This window comes from Photorhabdus africana, assembly GCF_035181445.1.
Taxonomy (GTDB): Bacteria; Pseudomonadota; Gammaproteobacteria; order Enterobacterales; family Enterobacteriaceae; genus Photorhabdus; species Photorhabdus laumondii.
In genome coordinates this window covers 1-15,033 of the sequence record NZ_JAXBVE010000014.1, presented here as the reverse complement: position 1 = coordinate 15,033, position 15,033 = coordinate 1, and the positions used below count along the sequence as shown (strand labels likewise).

Genomic DNA, 15,033 nt, shown 5'->3' with positions numbered 1-15,033 from the left:
ATGATTGCCTCATATCTTGGATTGTTTATAAATATCCGGCCGAACAATTTGCCAGACAAAGTTTTCTTCGTTTATCGGGGAATAACCCATTTTTTCATACAGCCACGGTGCCATCGAAGTGACAAGCATAATATGACGAAGTTGTGCTATTTGGGGATGTTCCAGGCAACATGTCATTAGCCAGCGCCCTAATCCCAATCCTCGATAGTCATCTAAAATAAAAACATCACTAAGATAACCAAAGGTTGTGAAGTCAGTCACGATACGAGCAAATCCTATTTGCTGAGTATTTTTATACAGACCAAAGTTCAAGCTATTTTCGATCGACAACTTCACTGTCTCCTTGTCGATTCCTTCCGCCCAAATGGATTTCGTTAAAAACTGCTGTATGATCATAATATCTAATTTATTTTTATCTGTAGTGACAACATATCCATCCTTTTCCCAACGATGCAATTTTTCCATGCCAAGCTTCCTCTTAAGATAAAATGATAATAATGGGTTATGATATCTCTGTGCTTGAATGTTTTGCCGAGACTTCTGTCATGGAAAGAATATAGCGATTTGAATGAATAACACCATAGGGCCGTATGTTGTCTCTTCAAGTTTTTGACTATATAGACAGGCCCTTCTGTACAGAGCAGACATCCATTTCTTCAGAATTGTTTGACATTAGATAGACTTAATTTTGTCTTCCGGTATATACCATCGGAGAGAATTCTTAATGGGAGATGGAGTTACCATAACTAATCCTTTGTTAGCCAGTTTCAATAACAGATAACGTGCTTTGTAGATGGTGAAATCGCATTGTTCCGCTACATCACGCGTACTAGGCCATGATTCTGGTGGAGGAGCCGCTTGCATTTTCCGAATAGTACATAATTCGGATATGACATTGAGTATTTGATCCGTCTGGGAGGGTTGAGTCGAATCTTTCCGGTTTTCCATATTAACTCCAGGCTTTATTGAACCCTGTTGGATATCTTGAGCAATTATACCTGTCATCTTTCAAGTTGCTTCTTTGTTGGCTGCACTCACTCACCCCGGTCACATCGTTATCTATGCTCCCGGGGATTCGCTCCCTTGCCGTCGCGATGCATCTTGAAATCCATTGGGTATAGGATAATCCAACGGTTAATTTCAACACATAAGGGCAATCTGAATGCTTTAGTCATAAAGAATTGCCGGGTATATCCTGTTTTGTCAAGGTTGGTTTTTATACGATGCAGAATGATTATATCGAAAAATTGAAATTTTAGATCTTTTAATTTGAAAAACAAATTGCATAAAGTATTTTATTCTTATATAGATATAATTTGCGACACTATAGATCGCAAATGATCGTATTGAAATGTTATCTAAGTATTTTGTTGTGAAATTATTTGAATTTGTATTTTTTGTTTTTATTAATTGAATTATTCTGTAATACTTGAAAGGTCAATAGGGGCATTGTTCATATATAAATGTTTTTTATGATTTATTACTTGCATCAAATTTTTTCTAATCTTCATAAGATTAAAATAGGATTGATAATGAAATTATTTATTTAAAATATATTGTTGTTCTATGCTGGTATTGATTGTTATTAGATAATCGTAATAATTCGAAATGAAACTGAATAAAATTATAATAGCGGCCATGTTGATATTGGGTGTTGTTTCTATTGCATCTATAGCAAATAAAGCTGATCGAAGTTATATCACAGTGACCTTTAATGGTGCTATTATTGCTATACCTTATTCTACCGGGCAGGGTCTTTTTGGTAAAAGTGTAAATTCTGGGGAAATTTCCAACGTAATATTGAAAAGAGCAAGAGCTTCAATTCATAAGAGTCTTGAGAATCAATTGGTAAATTGCAGATCACAACCAGTAGTTCATCAGTTATTATCCCGGGCAACATTGAAAGTATTACTGGCTTTACCGTGGGTAGCTAATAAGACGGATAAATCTCCGAAGTTGTGCCAGCGAAAGAAGCTTCATATATTCAGATTAATGATGAATTTTACTTTTTAATAGCGATTTATTGATTATGAAAAAGTGAAGTCTGATTATTTTCAATAAAACTTTGGTGTTTAAGTTATCCCCATTATATGATTTTTTATTCATAATATCTCTCAATATTAAATTATTTTCACATCAGTCTTATCCTCTTTTTTATATTAATATAAAAAAGAGGATAAGTGGAATAGATAAAAAAGATTTGAATTTTAATTCATTTTTTCCAATGATATATACCCTATGGATTTCAAGATGCATCGCGACGGCAAGGGAGCGAATCCCCGGGAGCATAGGTAACTATGTGACTGGGGTGAGAGAGTGCAGCCAACAAAGAGGCAACTTGAAAGATGACAGGTATAAATTAGAATGATTTATCCAATCTATAATTAATCTTATAAGTTTGTAATTGAATCATTTATTCATAAAAGTAATTGATTTATTGGATATTAGTTGTATATTGCCTGAGTAATAATGTTGATATTTTTAATAAATTAATTCTATTGTATAAATAATCAATATGTCTGTTAGATAAATATCAGTAAATATTAATTGAGAAATATTTTTGTAATAGATAATCTGTAAACAAAATTAAACATTAATAACGTGATTTTATTGTTGATTTATGTTAACAATTATAAAGATAAGGTATCTACTTTAATATTAATTTTTCCTTGCTAATTGTTAGTGAGTGTAGCCAACAAAGAGGCAACTTGAAAGATAACGGGTATAGGCTTTTAACCGTTTAATAACGTTGTAAATACCTGCTTTCCTTTAGCATTGATTGTTATCTATTCTGTTAAAATAGTGATTTTGGTTTTGTATTTTCTAACGAAAAAAGCATGAAAAATAACAAAAACGTGAACAAATATGGCAAAACATCGTTTTTCGGACAACATTTTTTTGAGCTGTATATGGATCATGTGGAGCATTGCTCTGGGATTCTATCTGGCGGGTAATCTTTTTGGCTGTGCAGTGACAGCGATTCTCTCTTTTTTGGCGCTAATATTTTGCTTTATTCACATGAGGTCGAGATTAAAAACTATGTTTGGAAAAAAAACAGAGGCAGCGGCTGTCGAGCCGGTATCTCAATTTGTTGATGATAAAAAGAACGCCGGTGCAGAAGCTCGTCGTTGTACTATTGTTGCCAAAAGCTCGGTATTTAAGGGCGATATTGATGTAGAAGGTGATATACAAATCTGGGGCAAAGTGGTTGGCAATATCCGGGTGAAAGAGGGAGCGATCCGCATTATGCATGCTGGGCGGGTTGAAGGTGAACTTAGCGCGCCAGAAATCATTATTGATGGTGACGTTGTGGGGACTTGCTGTGCAGCAACGTTGGATATTCTTGAACATGGTGAGCTGCGTGGAATCAGTCGTTGCAGCAGTATGTCTATCAAGCGTGGAGGTTTGTTTTTTGGACAATCGGAACAGGTTGAAAACAAAACCGCATCTGAACGTGTTGTACCGATAAAAGATACCAATAATGATAAATCTAAAGATAAGGCCACGGTAAAAACAAGTGCCTGATAAACCAGGCCCGTGTGACATCTGATTCAGAGACTTTTGGCACGGGCCACTTCCTTTTTAGTTTAAATTACGTTGTTCCATTTCCTCTTTAGTTTGCTCATTCTGGCAATTTATATCCTATAATTGTTTTAATTACTCTGATTGAAGTATGTGGTTTGTCGCATAGTAGGTATCCTGTTTGCTAACTAATATTGGGGGAGAATAGGGTTATGGTGTTGGAAACAGACAGGTTAATTATGCGTTCATGGAGAGAAGAGGACAGATTACCATTTTATCATTTGAATAGTAACTCAGAAGTTATGGAATATTTTCCTGCCACTTTGACGGCTGAACAGAGTAATACCATGGTGGATACGATTATCCAGAGATTTGAGCAACAGGGAGGCTGGGGATTATGGGCTGTAGAGCTGAAAGAAACCGGGGATTTTATTGGCTTTGTCGGTTTGAATATTCCTGTGGCGGAATTACCGTTTTCACCTTGTATCGAAATTGGATGGCGTCTTGATAAGCCATTTTGGGGTAAAGGTTACGCCAGTGAAGCCGCACGTAAAGCTTTGGATTTTGCTTTCACCCAATTAAAATTTAAGGAAATAGTTGCATTTACGACAATTTCCAATTTGCGATCTCAAAAAGTTATGGAGCGGCTTGGCATGGTGAAAGATGAAAATACTTTCTTGCATCCTTCATTACCGAATGGGCATCCGCTTCATGAACATGTGCTTTACCGGATTCGTCAATAATAACGCGATTCTCTTTTCTGGTTTTCGTTACTTTGATGTTTTATACTATTGTTGCATAGATTGTATCTTGGAAATTCAAATGAAATATGAATTAGCTGTTATGGCGGCCTTGACTAAACTAGATCATCCTAATACCCGTTCAATTGTAGAAGCGACAGGGATATCTGAACGTAAGGTGCAGCAGGTTTTGCAAATATTGCAACAAGACTTAGAGGTAAAGCTTAACCGTATTAGAAATGGGAAGAACAGTTATTTTGAAGTTATTTCTTGGGGAATATTTGAAAGTGGTCAGGCGATTAACTGTAAATTGAGCGATTTGGATCTAGTTAAGTTTAAATATTCCCGTCAGCAAGAGAAAGATATTAGAAACCAAAAGAATAGAAAAACAATAATGACAACTTATAATGAAAAAAAACATTATTTTGACCATGTGAAATTAAAAAACTATAGAGACAGTATGCGTCTTGAAGGGATGAATATTGTTATGAATAGTTTGCCTGAAACACCGAAAGAGCAAAAAAATCTTAAAGATAAACTAATTAGAAAATATAGTTTACAATGAGGTAGTTATGGTAGATAAATATGGCGCAGGGCAAGATCCCTATACATATCCGGGCATAGACACACTTATTAATAAATTAGCTATTCGTGATCCCGTTATTCTTGAGCAGGCAGAAAGGGAACTCACTGAACTTGCTATATTGAATATTTCATTCCAGGAACCACCTTACGATTTAGTCTTTTGGCGTAAACTTCATAAACAGATATTTTCTGATTTATATGATTGGGCTGGTCAGCTAAGGATAATTGATATATCTAAAGGGGATACCCGTTTCTGTCATGCTAAATGTATTGAGATAGAAGGGAATAGGATATTCTCTATGCTAGAGAATGAAAATTATCTTGTAGGATTAAACTATCAGGAACTTATTAAAAAACTTGCTGAATATTATGCGGAATTAAATGTAATTCATCCTTTTAGAGAAGGAAATGGGCGAACACAGCGACTATTATTTGAATATATTGTTATAAACTGTGGATATAAAATCTCTTTTGAGTCTATAAATGCTAAGCAGTGGATTGAAGCTAATATTTCTGCTTATCAATGTCACTATCAGCCATTAATAAGGATTTTTGAAAATTGTGTCTCTTAAATTATATCATTTAGAGATGATATAATGAATTATTTACTGGTATTTTTTATCTAAGATTTCTGGTGATTTCAACTTATGAGCTTGCCGATTAAGCATTCCACTTAATTTTGATTGAATTTATTTAAAGTGATTGACGGTTTAAAAAATATAAAATAAATAAAACCGCACAATGAAAGCGACAAGAACAAAAATATCCTTGTCACTTTGTTATTAAATATATTATTATCAATTGATTTAAAGACAAATTGTCCAAAAGAAAAGGCTAATAATCATTACTGGCGTACATGTCTTAGCGCATTTACTCAGAGATTTCTCATTGTAATAACATAAATTTGCCGACGCGAAGTTAGGCGAGAAAGCGGTAAGGCTCAATACTAAAAAACAAATTGATAGCTTTTTCATGGTTGGTACCTCATCAGGGGATTATTGAAGTCAAATAATTTATCTGAGTTACTAATTATTGTTCAAGAATAGGTAATAAGTTCTCTTTTCGTATAATTTTTTGTTGTATTGTTGAAAATCCGTTGAAGTAGCGCTGGTGGATTTGTGACAAAAGATGGGTAAATAACTGCTATTGATTAATAGTAATGAATTATTTAATGCTGATTTTTTGATATTTTATCTTTTAATATATTGTTTGATATCGTTTTTAGAATGGCGATATATTCATTTAATATTAATTTTGTGAAAGTTAAAATAAAATTTTTTATTTGTATTATTGCATCCATATTTATATGATAAGTGTTGCGGGACATCACATAATGGAAACAGTAGGAAGGTAATTTTTTGATATTATTAATAAATAACTTTGTGTATTTTTTCCTTCAAAACTATTTATTAATATTAATTGCTCAGTAATGGTTAATCACTATTAGTGATAAAAATAATTCATCATACTTTATTTAAGATCTACTATAGTTAAAGTGAATTATCAATGTACGATTTATGTAATTAAATTTCTATTGTATTAAATAATTTAGTCGGCAAATCTCTTTTTAAAAAAAATATTAATTATTAACTTTAAGGAGAACCTATGATTAATATCACTGAAAATACTGCCTTAAAAGCCGTAAACGGTTGGTGGAAATGTGGCGATACCGGAATAATTTATCAATGGGGATATAATCCGAAAGGAGGTCCTGGACAAATTACAATAACGTATCCAATCCCGTTTCCTACAGCATGCTTATCTATGCAAGTTAGCGTCTATGCCAATGGTACTCCTGTGGATAACTATTCAACAATTTACGAATTTAATGCGACCAGTGCTGTAATTGGACGTGACGATTTAGGTTCATATTGGTTCGCGATAGGATATTAATTAATATGTTATTATAGAGAGAATTAATATATTCTAGCTTTGTAATTGAAGAGAAATTATATTGAAAGCTACTTAGTGAACTGCTCTCATAATATTGGGTATCAATCAATATATAGGGAGCAGTTTTTATAGAATGTCCGTCGTAAATTAAATTAACCATTGTCTGTTATTATCCGGTTGAATATGAAGGAGAAAAGATTACGGCTGGAAAGATGGTGGATAATAAACACGTAAAATACGCTTATCTCTGAATAGAGCATTATACCCTATGGATTTCAAGATGCATCGCGGCGGCAAGGGAGTGAATCCCCGGGATCATAGCAAACTATGTGACCGGGGTGAGCGAGTGAAGCCAACAAAGAAGCAACTTGAAAGATAACGGGTATAAATATTCAGCCTATCGGGAGTTGAACTCAAGCCATGCTCAGGCAATGAGTTAAACAAATCAGATAATCTCAATTTTCCATCCATACTCTCGAAGCAACTGGGTTTGCTCATCTGATATCCGGTCTGAGTGTAGTGCTAAACACAGTAGATGCCTTGGACAACTCATTGCAACATAAAACTGACGCATAAAAACTTTATTAGGTTTGAATGCTCTACGTGAATTAGGCTTATCAGGCAGATTGGAGTTAGGATACTCTATGTTGGGTAGCTTGCCAGTCAAATATGGCAGCATAGTTTGTAGATCGAATGTGTGGTTCTTTGTCTCAATGACTAGTGTTGCATCATGAGTTTCACCTTTAACCGCATGTATTGTTGAAAGCTCAATATGGAAACCATCTACATGGGCTATCGTGTTATCTTTCAAAGAAACAAGAGTGGGTGCTTGTTCGACAGTTCCAGTTTCATTGGGATTTATAACTACGTTAAACGTCATATATTCTGTTGCTTCAGCTGTGATATTTTCAAGCAGAAGTAAAGAGGCTAATGTGCGACATGCTACTTCCCAGTATCGTGGTTTTACTGCTCTAGGATCAGTTAATAAATAAAGTAATCCTTTACGAAAGCGCTCCCAATTCCCTGCATTTATTAAATACTCTCGTAAAGTTGTACTGGATAAGCTCCGGCCATTGTCATCAGTTACATTATTCATTCGCATAATTTTAAGGATGCAAGTTAATAAGAATTTATAATTATCAGCTAAATCGATAGATGAATTTTGCTGACAATGACGAACTGCATCTATAAAGCAGGACTCCTTGAAATTAGTTTTCGATTTTATCTTGTCAAAATCAGGCCAATAATGACCTAGTCTGAATTGGTCTTTATCTGGAGTTATTTCTGCACCAACCGCACCAACAACTTTTACCGTGAATTTTTTGTCTTTTTTATATTTTTCTGCGAATTGATTTGAAACAATCTGAGAAAAATACTCAATTACTTTCTCGTGGGTATTATCATTAAAAATGATGATGGTATGAGAAAATTTATCACCAGCAACATGTGCTTGTGCTCTTTCTAATAAACTTGCGTCTGTTAACTCAGTTTCTAAAGGAATTTCATTGAAGCTTAATCCACCGCTTTTGTTAGATAAAGCTCCATCAAAGCGATGAGATTTCTGAATGACATAATCCATCTGGTCTCGCAACTTACCGTTGAAGCTTTGATTAGGCTCTTCTGTTCCAATATTATTAAAAATAGATTGGTCTGGATCTCCAAGCCTCTGAATAATTGAACTTTTATCAAAAGGAAATATTTTACATAAAAGTTCATCTTGGAATTTTTGTGTATCTTGCATCTCATCAATCAAAATGAATGGGAATCTTGTCCTTATCACCTTCGCTAATTCAATATTATTTGTGCATGCTTTATTTGCCTGTATATACATATCTCTAAAAAGGAATATACCCCGTTTATCTAAATAATCTTTTAATCGATTTAGATCACTGATTGCCTTTTGGAAATTATTATCGGTTTTCCAAGCTTTAGGTTTTTTATTAATATTTATTTCCTCACCATTCTGTGAGATATATCGAAATGTCCCTCTGAAAAAGGCCTCTTGTTTTTCAGTATTTCCTAATCCATTTAATGTTCCTTTAAACCAGCCAAACTGATCTAGTTCGAGCAATTTTACTGCCTGTTTTGCATAGGTGTCATTGTCTACCGTGATATCACTAATACCATTAGATCTTATATATGGAAGAGTTAAAAAGCGGTGTACAAATTCCTGAATTGTGCCGATAAAGTGTGGGTAGCTAAGTAGACGCTGCGCAACTTTTGACTTTGAGCGTTGAAGGCGGTCAATGATCTCATCTTTAGCTACATTGGTATGAGATAGGACACATATTCCTTGGTGCTGATAGTTCCACTTTTTGGCCAGAAGAATAAGTTTTGTGGCGATTAATGTCGTTTTTCCACTTCCGGGGCAAGCTTGTACGTCAATGGAACGCATAGCCTTTAGAATTGAAATACGAATGTCATCCTGTAGGATGAGCTTTTCAGTTTCTGCTATCTCTATAATGTCATCACGTGTAATAAGACCTTCAAACGAGGGCAGCATGCTGCACCTCCTCGGTATCTTCTTTAATTGGCTCTGTTACATATTCAATAGCTTCAATAAGGTAGTGCGGAAGCTTCTGTTTGAGTTCAACTGCAAATTCGTTTTTTGATCGTATTTGGACAGAATTAAGAATGCCGCTATTAATGGCTTCATCATCACTAAGAGAAGCTATCGCGTCCTTAACTTTTTGGTCTTGTTGTTTTTGAAGAATGCGAGATAGTTCATATGCAAAGTCTGTTTTTGAAACCAGACTCAGAATGAATATTGCTTTAGTATCATCATCGCCAACTATGTCATCTATTCCTTCATTGGAGCCAATGATAGCTTCATAGCATTCATTAAAAAGGCCGTATTTAGCCAGGCAGTATTCGAAAGTCCAATCATCCGATATTTTGACTGCAACATTCTGCCTATCTAATTGAGCAATATGGTCAGTTTTTCTCTGCTGGTCGTCGGGGTAATTTCTTCGCCAATAGGCTTGGAATAGCCTAAAGTTTGATATTTCAATATGTGATAAGTACAAATTAAAGCCTATTTTATGACAACGCCCATAAGACACGCCTATGCAACAAAGTTGTTAGGCCTCTAGTTCTACGATGAATCACAATTACGTAACCTTTAATTTTACACCTATTTACAATTTTCTATCTGTGACATTGATCCAATAGACGGAATAGAGGGCTGTTGGATCAATCAGTTACTTGCGATTTAACGAAATAGTAGACATAAAACTATATTCCCAGAATAATAGAAATATAGTTTTGTAGGAGATGCTATGAAAATTGACGATGCGGCCAATCTCCTGAAAGAGCTCGGCCATCCAACGCGTTTACGGGTTTACAAGCAGTTAGTGAAATCGGGTATAGAGGGAACACCTGTTGGAGAATTGCAGGAAAAACTGGGTGTACCTAATTCGACACTCAGTCATCATCTGTCTGCGCTGATCTCAGTGGGTTTGATCCGACAACATCGAGTAAGCCGGACGCTTTATTGTATTCCAGAGTATGATTTGCTCAATGAGCTTATGATTTTTCTAACGGATGAGTGCTGCGCTGATGAAAAATAATCTTAACGACCTGAGCAGTATTGAACAATTTAATCACTGTATGTCCACTATGGGGGAGCTAATACGAGATACTGGCAACCTGGTTCCCGTGCACATCAAGACATTGATTGAAGGGTACATTGACATACTGGGGAGGCGTAACTTAGGTGAGACGTGGTGAATTTTATGATGAAGATTGGGCTCGTATATCTAACGCAATAAGCGAGTTAATAGATCGCGATATTCATATTCTTGATGCTAGTGAATTAAGCGCTGAACAGATATGTGCTATCAGTGAAACGCATAAGCGCAGGTACCCGAATCTGAAAGGTATTTTTGTTGATTATCTTGGGTTGATAGAAAGGCCCAAAGCCGAGCGTAATGACCTTGCTATCGCTCAAATATCCAGGGCCCTCAAGGGACTAGCTAAGCGATTGCATACACCTGTTACAGCATTGAGTCAGTTATCAAGAGACGTTGATAAACGGCCTATACATCAGCGTCGTCCTGTTGCAGCGGATTTACGAGACTCAGGTAGCCTAGAGCAAGACGCAGATCGAATTATTTTTACTTATCGTGATGTTGTTTATAACCCACAAAGTCCAGCCAGAAATTATGCTGAGATTATTTTGGATAAAAATCGTTACGGTGAAACCGGAACGATATTCCAGGAATTTAAAAACGGGCATTACTTACCAACTGATCAGCTGGAATATGTCGTACACAGCAACAGGCTAAACAAAAAGAGCACCGATATGACCATAAACAGTAAACTGATTTTATTAGATAATTTGGGTAGTTATGAATTATCCCGTTTTGGGTGCAGTGCTGAAAGCATCGTTATTTTACAAATTTAGACTTAAAAACTAGTCGATTCAACGTAAACGGCAGCAGGATGCTGGCTTTACCAAAATAGAATTGCTGGTGGATAACTAAGAGCTGGAGATGCTGAAGCGCAATTGTACTCTTCGAAGGCGGGGGAAAGCCTTTCTGTAGCTGAATATTGTTTTTCTAGTGAAGTGGCCTGATGGAACACACTGGGATGGTATAAGAGTTGAAGTTGTATTTGTAACGTACAAATTACATATCAAGTATATTGCTTGCGTTCAAAACGAAAAAAAAATACCATAAAATCTGCTTAACGCAATCAGGGTATCTAAATGAGCATTAACGACACACAAAGTGATATTACCGATTTGATAATAAACGCTTTTAGGCGTGATTTTTGGCTTAACGTACAAGATGCATTATATGCTAAGTATGCTGCAGCACAGGAAGTAACCGTAGGCAATATATTAAAACTTGGTGAACCGGAGCAACATAGATTTAGGCCTCAGGCTAGGCACTATGGCCTTAATTCAGCATTGAGGGAGGCCGCAAGTCGCTCTGGTTATCTTTGTTACGATGCTGATACATCCCCGAAAGGGGAGCATTACATTATTATCGATTCAGAAGGTGTTAAAATTAGCCGTATTGGGTTAAATCACGATGAGCGCCATATAAGAGGTGCTAAACATCGTTCATTGATAGCCCAATTGAATGAAAAATTTGAAGGCTATACTCCAGATCTTTTTAGAGAAGAAGATAGTAAACATCATAATGACATTGATACGTTAGGTGTGTTGTTAATAAATATTAATCCACCATATCATGAATCTCAGGCCAGCATGATGGATTTAAGGATTGTGGTTCCTTTTACCAATATGAAAGGTTTTCACTATAATAAATCTGTAACGGAGCTTTTAGCCCTCTATACTGGAGAGAAGAAGATAGTCATTCCTGATATGGTTTTACCTAAGCTCAAGAAGCGCCTGAAGGATCAGGAAAAATAGAATAGGTGAGACATTATGAGAGTGGGAATTTCTGGTTTCCAATCTGAAAGGTTGACACAGATAAGAGAAGCGAGGGGATTATCGAAAATTAACCTTGGTAGGTTAGTAGATCGTTCGCCATCAACTATTACCAAATGGGAAAACGGTAATCATTCCCCCGATGCAGAAGTATTGCATAGCTTAAGTCAGATTCTTAATTGCCCGGTAAGTTGGTTCACAAAGCCTATTGTTAAGTACGAAAAAAAACCAGTATTCTTCCGAACACTGTCAACCACGGCAAAAGACTTATGTATCGCCTCAGAGCGATACATGGGGTGGTTTCAAGAGTTATCATGTAAGATGCAAGAATATCTTGATTATCCAGAGGTTAACATTCCTCATCTTAACGTAAAGGATTACAGAGCGATAGATGATCAATTGATTGAAAGAATGGCTTTTGAGTGTAGGAAAGCTTGGGGATTAGGTATTGCACCGATAGATGATCTATTACTGGTAATGGAGAATGCGGGGATAGTCTGTTCCAGATTTGAACAAGGTAGTTCTGTAATGGATGGCTATTCTCAATGGAATGATTTAGAGAATAGACCGTATGTGGTTTTAGCTAGTGATAAAGATAACTATTATCGTAGTCGATTTGATGCTGCTCATGAATTAGGTCATATAGTCTTACATCGATATATAAATAAATTTGATAATATCAATTTTAATCCAATAGAAGAGCAAGCACATAAGTTTGCGTCGAGTTTCATGCTGCCGGAAGAGTCATTTTCTGTAGAGCTTCCTCCATATCCTACATTACAGAATTTCATATCTCTAAAAAATCGCTGGGGGATGTCTGCGCAATCTATGATCCTTAGAGCGAGAAATTTAGAATTAATATCTTCTCTGGAATATCAGAGGTTATATAAAAATATTTCCGCTAGAGGTTGGCGAAAAGGAGAGCCGCTTGATGATCTTAGAAAACCAGAGTCGGTTCGTTTGTTACCTAGGTGCTTAAATCTATTATTGGATTCTAGAACTTTTAGTAAAAAAACACTTCTTGAGGAATTTGGTTTCCCAAAAGGAGATTTAGAGGATTTATGTTCAGTTCCTAAGGGATTCTTGTCAGAATCACAGGTACTTGATTTCCAATCCAGAATACAATTGAAGAATAGTATTAATATATCTACTACACAACAAGATACAAACGTCGTCAATTTATTTAATAGAAAGTAAAATTGGGAATTAATACTAACACCTGTTATTCTGTTCGTATCGGCCTGAACATCTGATAACCTAAACAAAAGCTGCTGTGTCATAACTTTGAGGATAAGTAATGACGCAGCATAGTTTTATCAAAATTTCGAATGACACCCTGAGACCTGCGACTCCCGCAGCCAGGGAATACCTGCACTCCAAAGTGAAGTGGGGCGATGTGCTCTATGCGGATTTTAAGAAAGCACGTAACCCGCGTTTCCATCGTAAATATTTTGCCCTTCTGAATCTCGGCTATGAATACTGGGAACCTGCTGGGGGTACCATTTCCCCGGAAGAGAAAGCGCTTGTGCGTGGCTACGTACAATTTCTTGCACACTTCGCGGGCAGTGAAGATGTCTTACAATCCGCTGCGGATGAATATCTTGCTGGCATATCTAAAAACCGAGCCCAGAATATTACTGCCACCAAATCCTTTGATGCCTTTCGGCGCTGGGCAACAGTGGAATCAGGGCACTATGACATTTACGAAATGCCCAACGGCAGTCTGTACCGTGAACCTCGTTCAGTCAGTTTCGCCAAAATGGAAGAGATGGAATTTCAGGAACTTTATAAAGATACATTAAACGTGCTTTGGAACTTTATTTTGTATCGCAATTTCCCGACCCGAAACGCCGCTGAACATGCAGTTTCTCAGTTGTCCGATTTTATGTAATGAGAGGCAGAGCCAATGGCTAAAAGTGAAAAACAGTGGCTTTCTAATGTGACATTACTGGGATGTATCTGTTGTCGGAATATGGGGTTGGGAGTAATACTTGCGGAAATTCATCATGTGAGAGCGGTACAAGATATGGCCCAAAGGGCTGCTCATTTCTCCATTCTGCTGCATCCTCGCTATCATCGAGCGTTTGCATCCCACGGGTTTTCATGCGGCACCGAAGACATGGCAAGCAATCCACAGTATGGCAACGGAACTATTGCCCCAAGTTAAAAGGGAAGTTGGAGAGGTACGGTTATGTCGGGTGTGATATTTTCAACGGATGGGCTGCAATTGACTCAGGCACAAGAAATTTGGTTGCAGGACTGGTTATCCAAGTTCGGTGCATGGGTGTATTCTGGCAGGCTTGATAAACGTCAGAGCAGTATGATTGCTGAGCTTATGGCGACGGTAGAGCTGAGAGGTTATCCAGAACGTCCGATATGCAATGATGATGACGGAATGTTAATCGCTAGGGTAGTAGACCATATTTACCACATTGATCGGGTTGCATTTGGGATGTTGCTTAGTCGATATGTTTATTGTGTATCTGATAGAGCAATTGCCAAACATTATCATACAACGGTTCAGCCAAGAATTATGATCCGCAGAAATGGTATGTTGCGTAAGCGAAAGCCATCAATGTCAACTTGTCGGCGTGAGGTTGAGGAAATATTAAGAGCAACGGAATATTTGATTTATCAACCATTGCAAGATGCCTTTATAAGACGGGAACAGGAAAGAAAATCAAGACTTTTGTCACGAACGTGTTGACATCTTTGAACTTATGAGCCACTATTTCAGTATATGTTGTGATAGTAGTATTCGTGACTGATAGCCTCGCCCAGTGCCTGTCTCTTCTACACAAATCCCTCGATTAAATCGAGGGATTTTTTGAACCTTTTTCTACCTGGCTGATCTCAATAAGAAATACTACGTTGAGGTCACGTATGATGTTTTCA

The 15,033-nt window shown here is 36.6% G+C and carries 18 protein-coding genes; 14 read left to right on the top strand and 4 right to left on the bottom strand.

Going from position 1 to position 15,033, the window contains the following annotated elements; all coding sequences use genetic code 11:
- Positions 1-9: 9 nt before the first annotated feature.
- The gene (locus tag SLS51_RS10040) at positions 10-465 is read right to left on the bottom strand and encodes a GNAT family N-acetyltransferase (protein WP_323837892.1); all 456 of its coding nucleotides are present in this window, start codon (positions 463-465) and stop codon (positions 10-12) included.
- Between the two features lie 207 nt (positions 466-672).
- A complete protein-coding gene (locus tag SLS51_RS10035) occupies positions 673-948 on the bottom strand; it encodes a FaeA/PapI family transcriptional regulator (RefSeq protein WP_112876683.1) in 276 nt (91 codons plus the stop codon).
- Positions 949-1,608: 660 nt separating this feature from the next.
- Between SLS51_RS10035 and SLS51_RS10030 the strand changes: the two genes are divergently transcribed.
- The 6 genes from SLS51_RS10030 to SLS51_RS10005 all read left to right on the top strand — a co-directional run bounded on the left by SLS51_RS10030 (position 1,609) and on the right by SLS51_RS10005 (position 6,740).
- Complete coding sequence (locus SLS51_RS10030; RefSeq protein ID WP_323837890.1) at positions 1,609-2,013, top strand: fimbrial protein; 405 nt, start codon at positions 1,609-1,611, stop codon at positions 2,011-2,013.
- A 903-nt stretch (positions 2,014-2,916) separates the two neighbouring features.
- Positions 2,917-3,525, top strand: coding sequence for a bactofilin family protein (locus tag SLS51_RS10025; protein WP_323837888.1), 609 nt, complete (start codon positions 2,917-2,919; stop codon positions 3,523-3,525).
- Positions 3,526-3,734: 209 nt separating this feature from the next.
- On the top strand, positions 3,735-4,265 hold the full coding sequence (locus SLS51_RS10020; RefSeq protein ID WP_323837886.1) for a GNAT family N-acetyltransferase: 531 nt from the start codon (positions 3,735-3,737) through the stop codon (positions 4,263-4,265).
- A 79-nt stretch (positions 4,266-4,344) separates the two neighbouring features.
- Positions 4,345-4,827: a YhfG family protein gene (locus SLS51_RS10015; protein WP_323837884.1), complete on the top strand. Its 483-nt coding sequence runs from the start codon at positions 4,345-4,347 to the stop codon at positions 4,825-4,827.
- 7 nt (positions 4,828-4,834) lie between these two features.
- Positions 4,835-5,419 carry a putative adenosine monophosphate-protein transferase Fic gene (locus tag SLS51_RS10010; protein WP_323837882.1) on the top strand — a complete coding sequence of 195 codons (585 nt, stop codon included), beginning with the start codon at positions 4,835-4,837 and terminating at the stop codon, positions 5,417-5,419.
- A 1,033-nt stretch (positions 5,420-6,452) separates the two neighbouring features.
- Positions 6,453-6,740, top strand: coding sequence for a gp53-like domain-containing protein (locus SLS51_RS10005; RefSeq protein ID WP_323837880.1), 288 nt, complete (start codon positions 6,453-6,455; stop codon positions 6,738-6,740).
- A 445-nt stretch (positions 6,741-7,185) separates the two neighbouring features.
- Here SLS51_RS10005 and SLS51_RS10000 read toward each other — a convergent pair whose 3' ends face one another.
- Positions 7,186-9,243 (bottom strand): UvrD-helicase domain-containing protein, encoded by a 2,058-nt coding sequence (locus SLS51_RS10000; RefSeq protein WP_323837878.1) that lies wholly within the window; start codon positions 9,241-9,243, stop codon positions 7,186-7,188.
- Positions 9,227-9,802 (bottom strand): hypothetical protein, encoded by a 576-nt coding sequence (locus tag SLS51_RS09995; RefSeq protein WP_323837876.1) that lies wholly within the window; start codon positions 9,800-9,802, stop codon positions 9,227-9,229. The genes SLS51_RS10000 and SLS51_RS09995 overlap by 17 nt, the downstream gene beginning before the upstream one ends.
- Before the next feature lie 216 nt (positions 9,803-10,018).
- On the opposite strand from SLS51_RS09995, the gene SLS51_RS09990 reads away from it, so the two are divergent.
- The 8 genes from SLS51_RS09990 (at position 10,019) to SLS51_RS09960 (ending at position 14,845) form a co-directional block, all read left to right on the top strand.
- Positions 10,019-10,309, top strand: coding sequence for an ArsR/SmtB family transcription factor (locus SLS51_RS09990; RefSeq protein WP_323837874.1), 291 nt, complete (start codon positions 10,019-10,021; stop codon positions 10,307-10,309).
- On the top strand, positions 10,299-10,469 hold the full coding sequence (locus tag SLS51_RS24640) for a hypothetical protein (protein ID WP_439126868.1): 171 nt from the start codon (positions 10,299-10,301) through the stop codon (positions 10,467-10,469). Before SLS51_RS09990 ends, SLS51_RS24640 begins: the two co-directional genes overlap by 11 nt.
- Complete coding sequence (locus tag SLS51_RS09985; protein ID WP_439126867.1) at positions 10,456-11,145, top strand: DnaB-like helicase C-terminal domain-containing protein; 690 nt, start codon at positions 10,456-10,458, stop codon at positions 11,143-11,145. Before SLS51_RS24640 ends, SLS51_RS09985 begins: the two co-directional genes overlap by 14 nt.
- A 303-nt stretch (positions 11,146-11,448) precedes the next feature.
- Positions 11,449-12,120, top strand: a complete 672-nt coding sequence (locus SLS51_RS09980) for a hypothetical protein (RefSeq protein ID WP_323837872.1) — start codon at positions 11,449-11,451, stop codon at positions 12,118-12,120.
- A gap of 15 nt (positions 12,121-12,135) precedes the next feature.
- Positions 12,136-13,335, top strand: coding sequence for a helix-turn-helix domain-containing protein (locus tag SLS51_RS09975; RefSeq protein ID WP_046975053.1), 1,200 nt, complete (start codon positions 12,136-12,138; stop codon positions 13,333-13,335).
- Between the two features lie 100 nt (positions 13,336-13,435).
- Positions 13,436-14,029, top strand: a complete 594-nt coding sequence (locus tag SLS51_RS09970; RefSeq protein WP_323837869.1) for a DUF1367 family protein — start codon at positions 13,436-13,438, stop codon at positions 14,027-14,029.
- Between the two features lie 15 nt (positions 14,030-14,044).
- The gene (locus SLS51_RS09965) at positions 14,045-14,305 is read left to right on the top strand and encodes a hypothetical protein (RefSeq protein WP_323837867.1); all 261 of its coding nucleotides are present in this window, start codon (positions 14,045-14,047) and stop codon (positions 14,303-14,305) included.
- A 24-nt stretch (positions 14,306-14,329) separates the two neighbouring features.
- Positions 14,330-14,845 (top strand): antiterminator Q family protein, encoded by a 516-nt coding sequence (locus tag SLS51_RS09960; protein WP_323837866.1) that lies wholly within the window; start codon positions 14,330-14,332, stop codon positions 14,843-14,845.
- Positions 14,846-15,033 lie beyond the last annotated feature (188 nt).

What these genes read in the sequence shown, in the direction of transcription:
- SLS51_RS09980 (WP_323837872.1), top strand. Translation starts at nt 11,449, where the DNA reads ATGAGCATTAACGACACACAAAGTGATATTACCGATTTGATAATAAAC.
- SLS51_RS09970 (WP_323837869.1), top strand. Translation starts at nt 13,436, where the DNA reads ATGACGCAGCATAGTTTTATCAAAATTTCGAATGACACCCTGAGACCT.
- SLS51_RS09990 (WP_323837874.1), top strand. Translation starts at nt 10,019, where the DNA reads ATGAAAATTGACGATGCGGCCAATCTCCTGAAAGAGCTCGGCCATCCA.
- SLS51_RS09965 (WP_323837867.1), top strand. Translation starts at nt 14,045, where the DNA reads ATGGCTAAAAGTGAAAAACAGTGGCTTTCTAATGTGACATTACTGGGA.
- SLS51_RS09960 (WP_323837866.1), top strand. Translation starts at nt 14,330, where the DNA reads ATGTCGGGTGTGATATTTTCAACGGATGGGCTGCAATTGACTCAGGCA.
- SLS51_RS10000 (WP_323837878.1), bottom strand. Translation starts at nt 9,243, where the DNA reads ATGCTGCCCTCGTTTGAAGGTCTTATTACACGTGATGACATTATAGAG.
- SLS51_RS24640 (WP_439126868.1), top strand. Translation starts at nt 10,299, where the DNA reads ATGAAAAATAATCTTAACGACCTGAGCAGTATTGAACAATTTAATCAC.
- SLS51_RS10035 (WP_112876683.1), bottom strand. Translation starts at nt 948, where the DNA reads ATGGAAAACCGGAAAGATTCGACTCAACCCTCCCAGACGGATCAAATA.
- SLS51_RS10005 (WP_323837880.1), top strand. Translation starts at nt 6,453, where the DNA reads ATGATTAATATCACTGAAAATACTGCCTTAAAAGCCGTAAACGGTTGG.
- SLS51_RS09975 (WP_046975053.1), top strand. Translation starts at nt 12,136, where the DNA reads ATGAGAGTGGGAATTTCTGGTTTCCAATCTGAAAGGTTGACACAGATA.
- SLS51_RS10015 (WP_323837884.1), top strand. Translation starts at nt 4,345, where the DNA reads ATGAAATATGAATTAGCTGTTATGGCGGCCTTGACTAAACTAGATCAT.
- SLS51_RS10010 (WP_323837882.1), top strand. Translation starts at nt 4,835, where the DNA reads ATGGTAGATAAATATGGCGCAGGGCAAGATCCCTATACATATCCGGGC.
- SLS51_RS10025 (WP_323837888.1), top strand. Translation starts at nt 2,917, where the DNA reads ATGTGGAGCATTGCTCTGGGATTCTATCTGGCGGGTAATCTTTTTGGC.
- SLS51_RS10020 (WP_323837886.1), top strand. Translation starts at nt 3,735, where the DNA reads ATGGTGTTGGAAACAGACAGGTTAATTATGCGTTCATGGAGAGAAGAG.
- SLS51_RS10030 (WP_323837890.1), top strand. Translation starts at nt 1,609, where the DNA reads ATGAAACTGAATAAAATTATAATAGCGGCCATGTTGATATTGGGTGTT.
- SLS51_RS10040 (WP_323837892.1), bottom strand. Translation starts at nt 465, where the DNA reads ATGGAAAAATTGCATCGTTGGGAAAAGGATGGATATGTTGTCACTACA.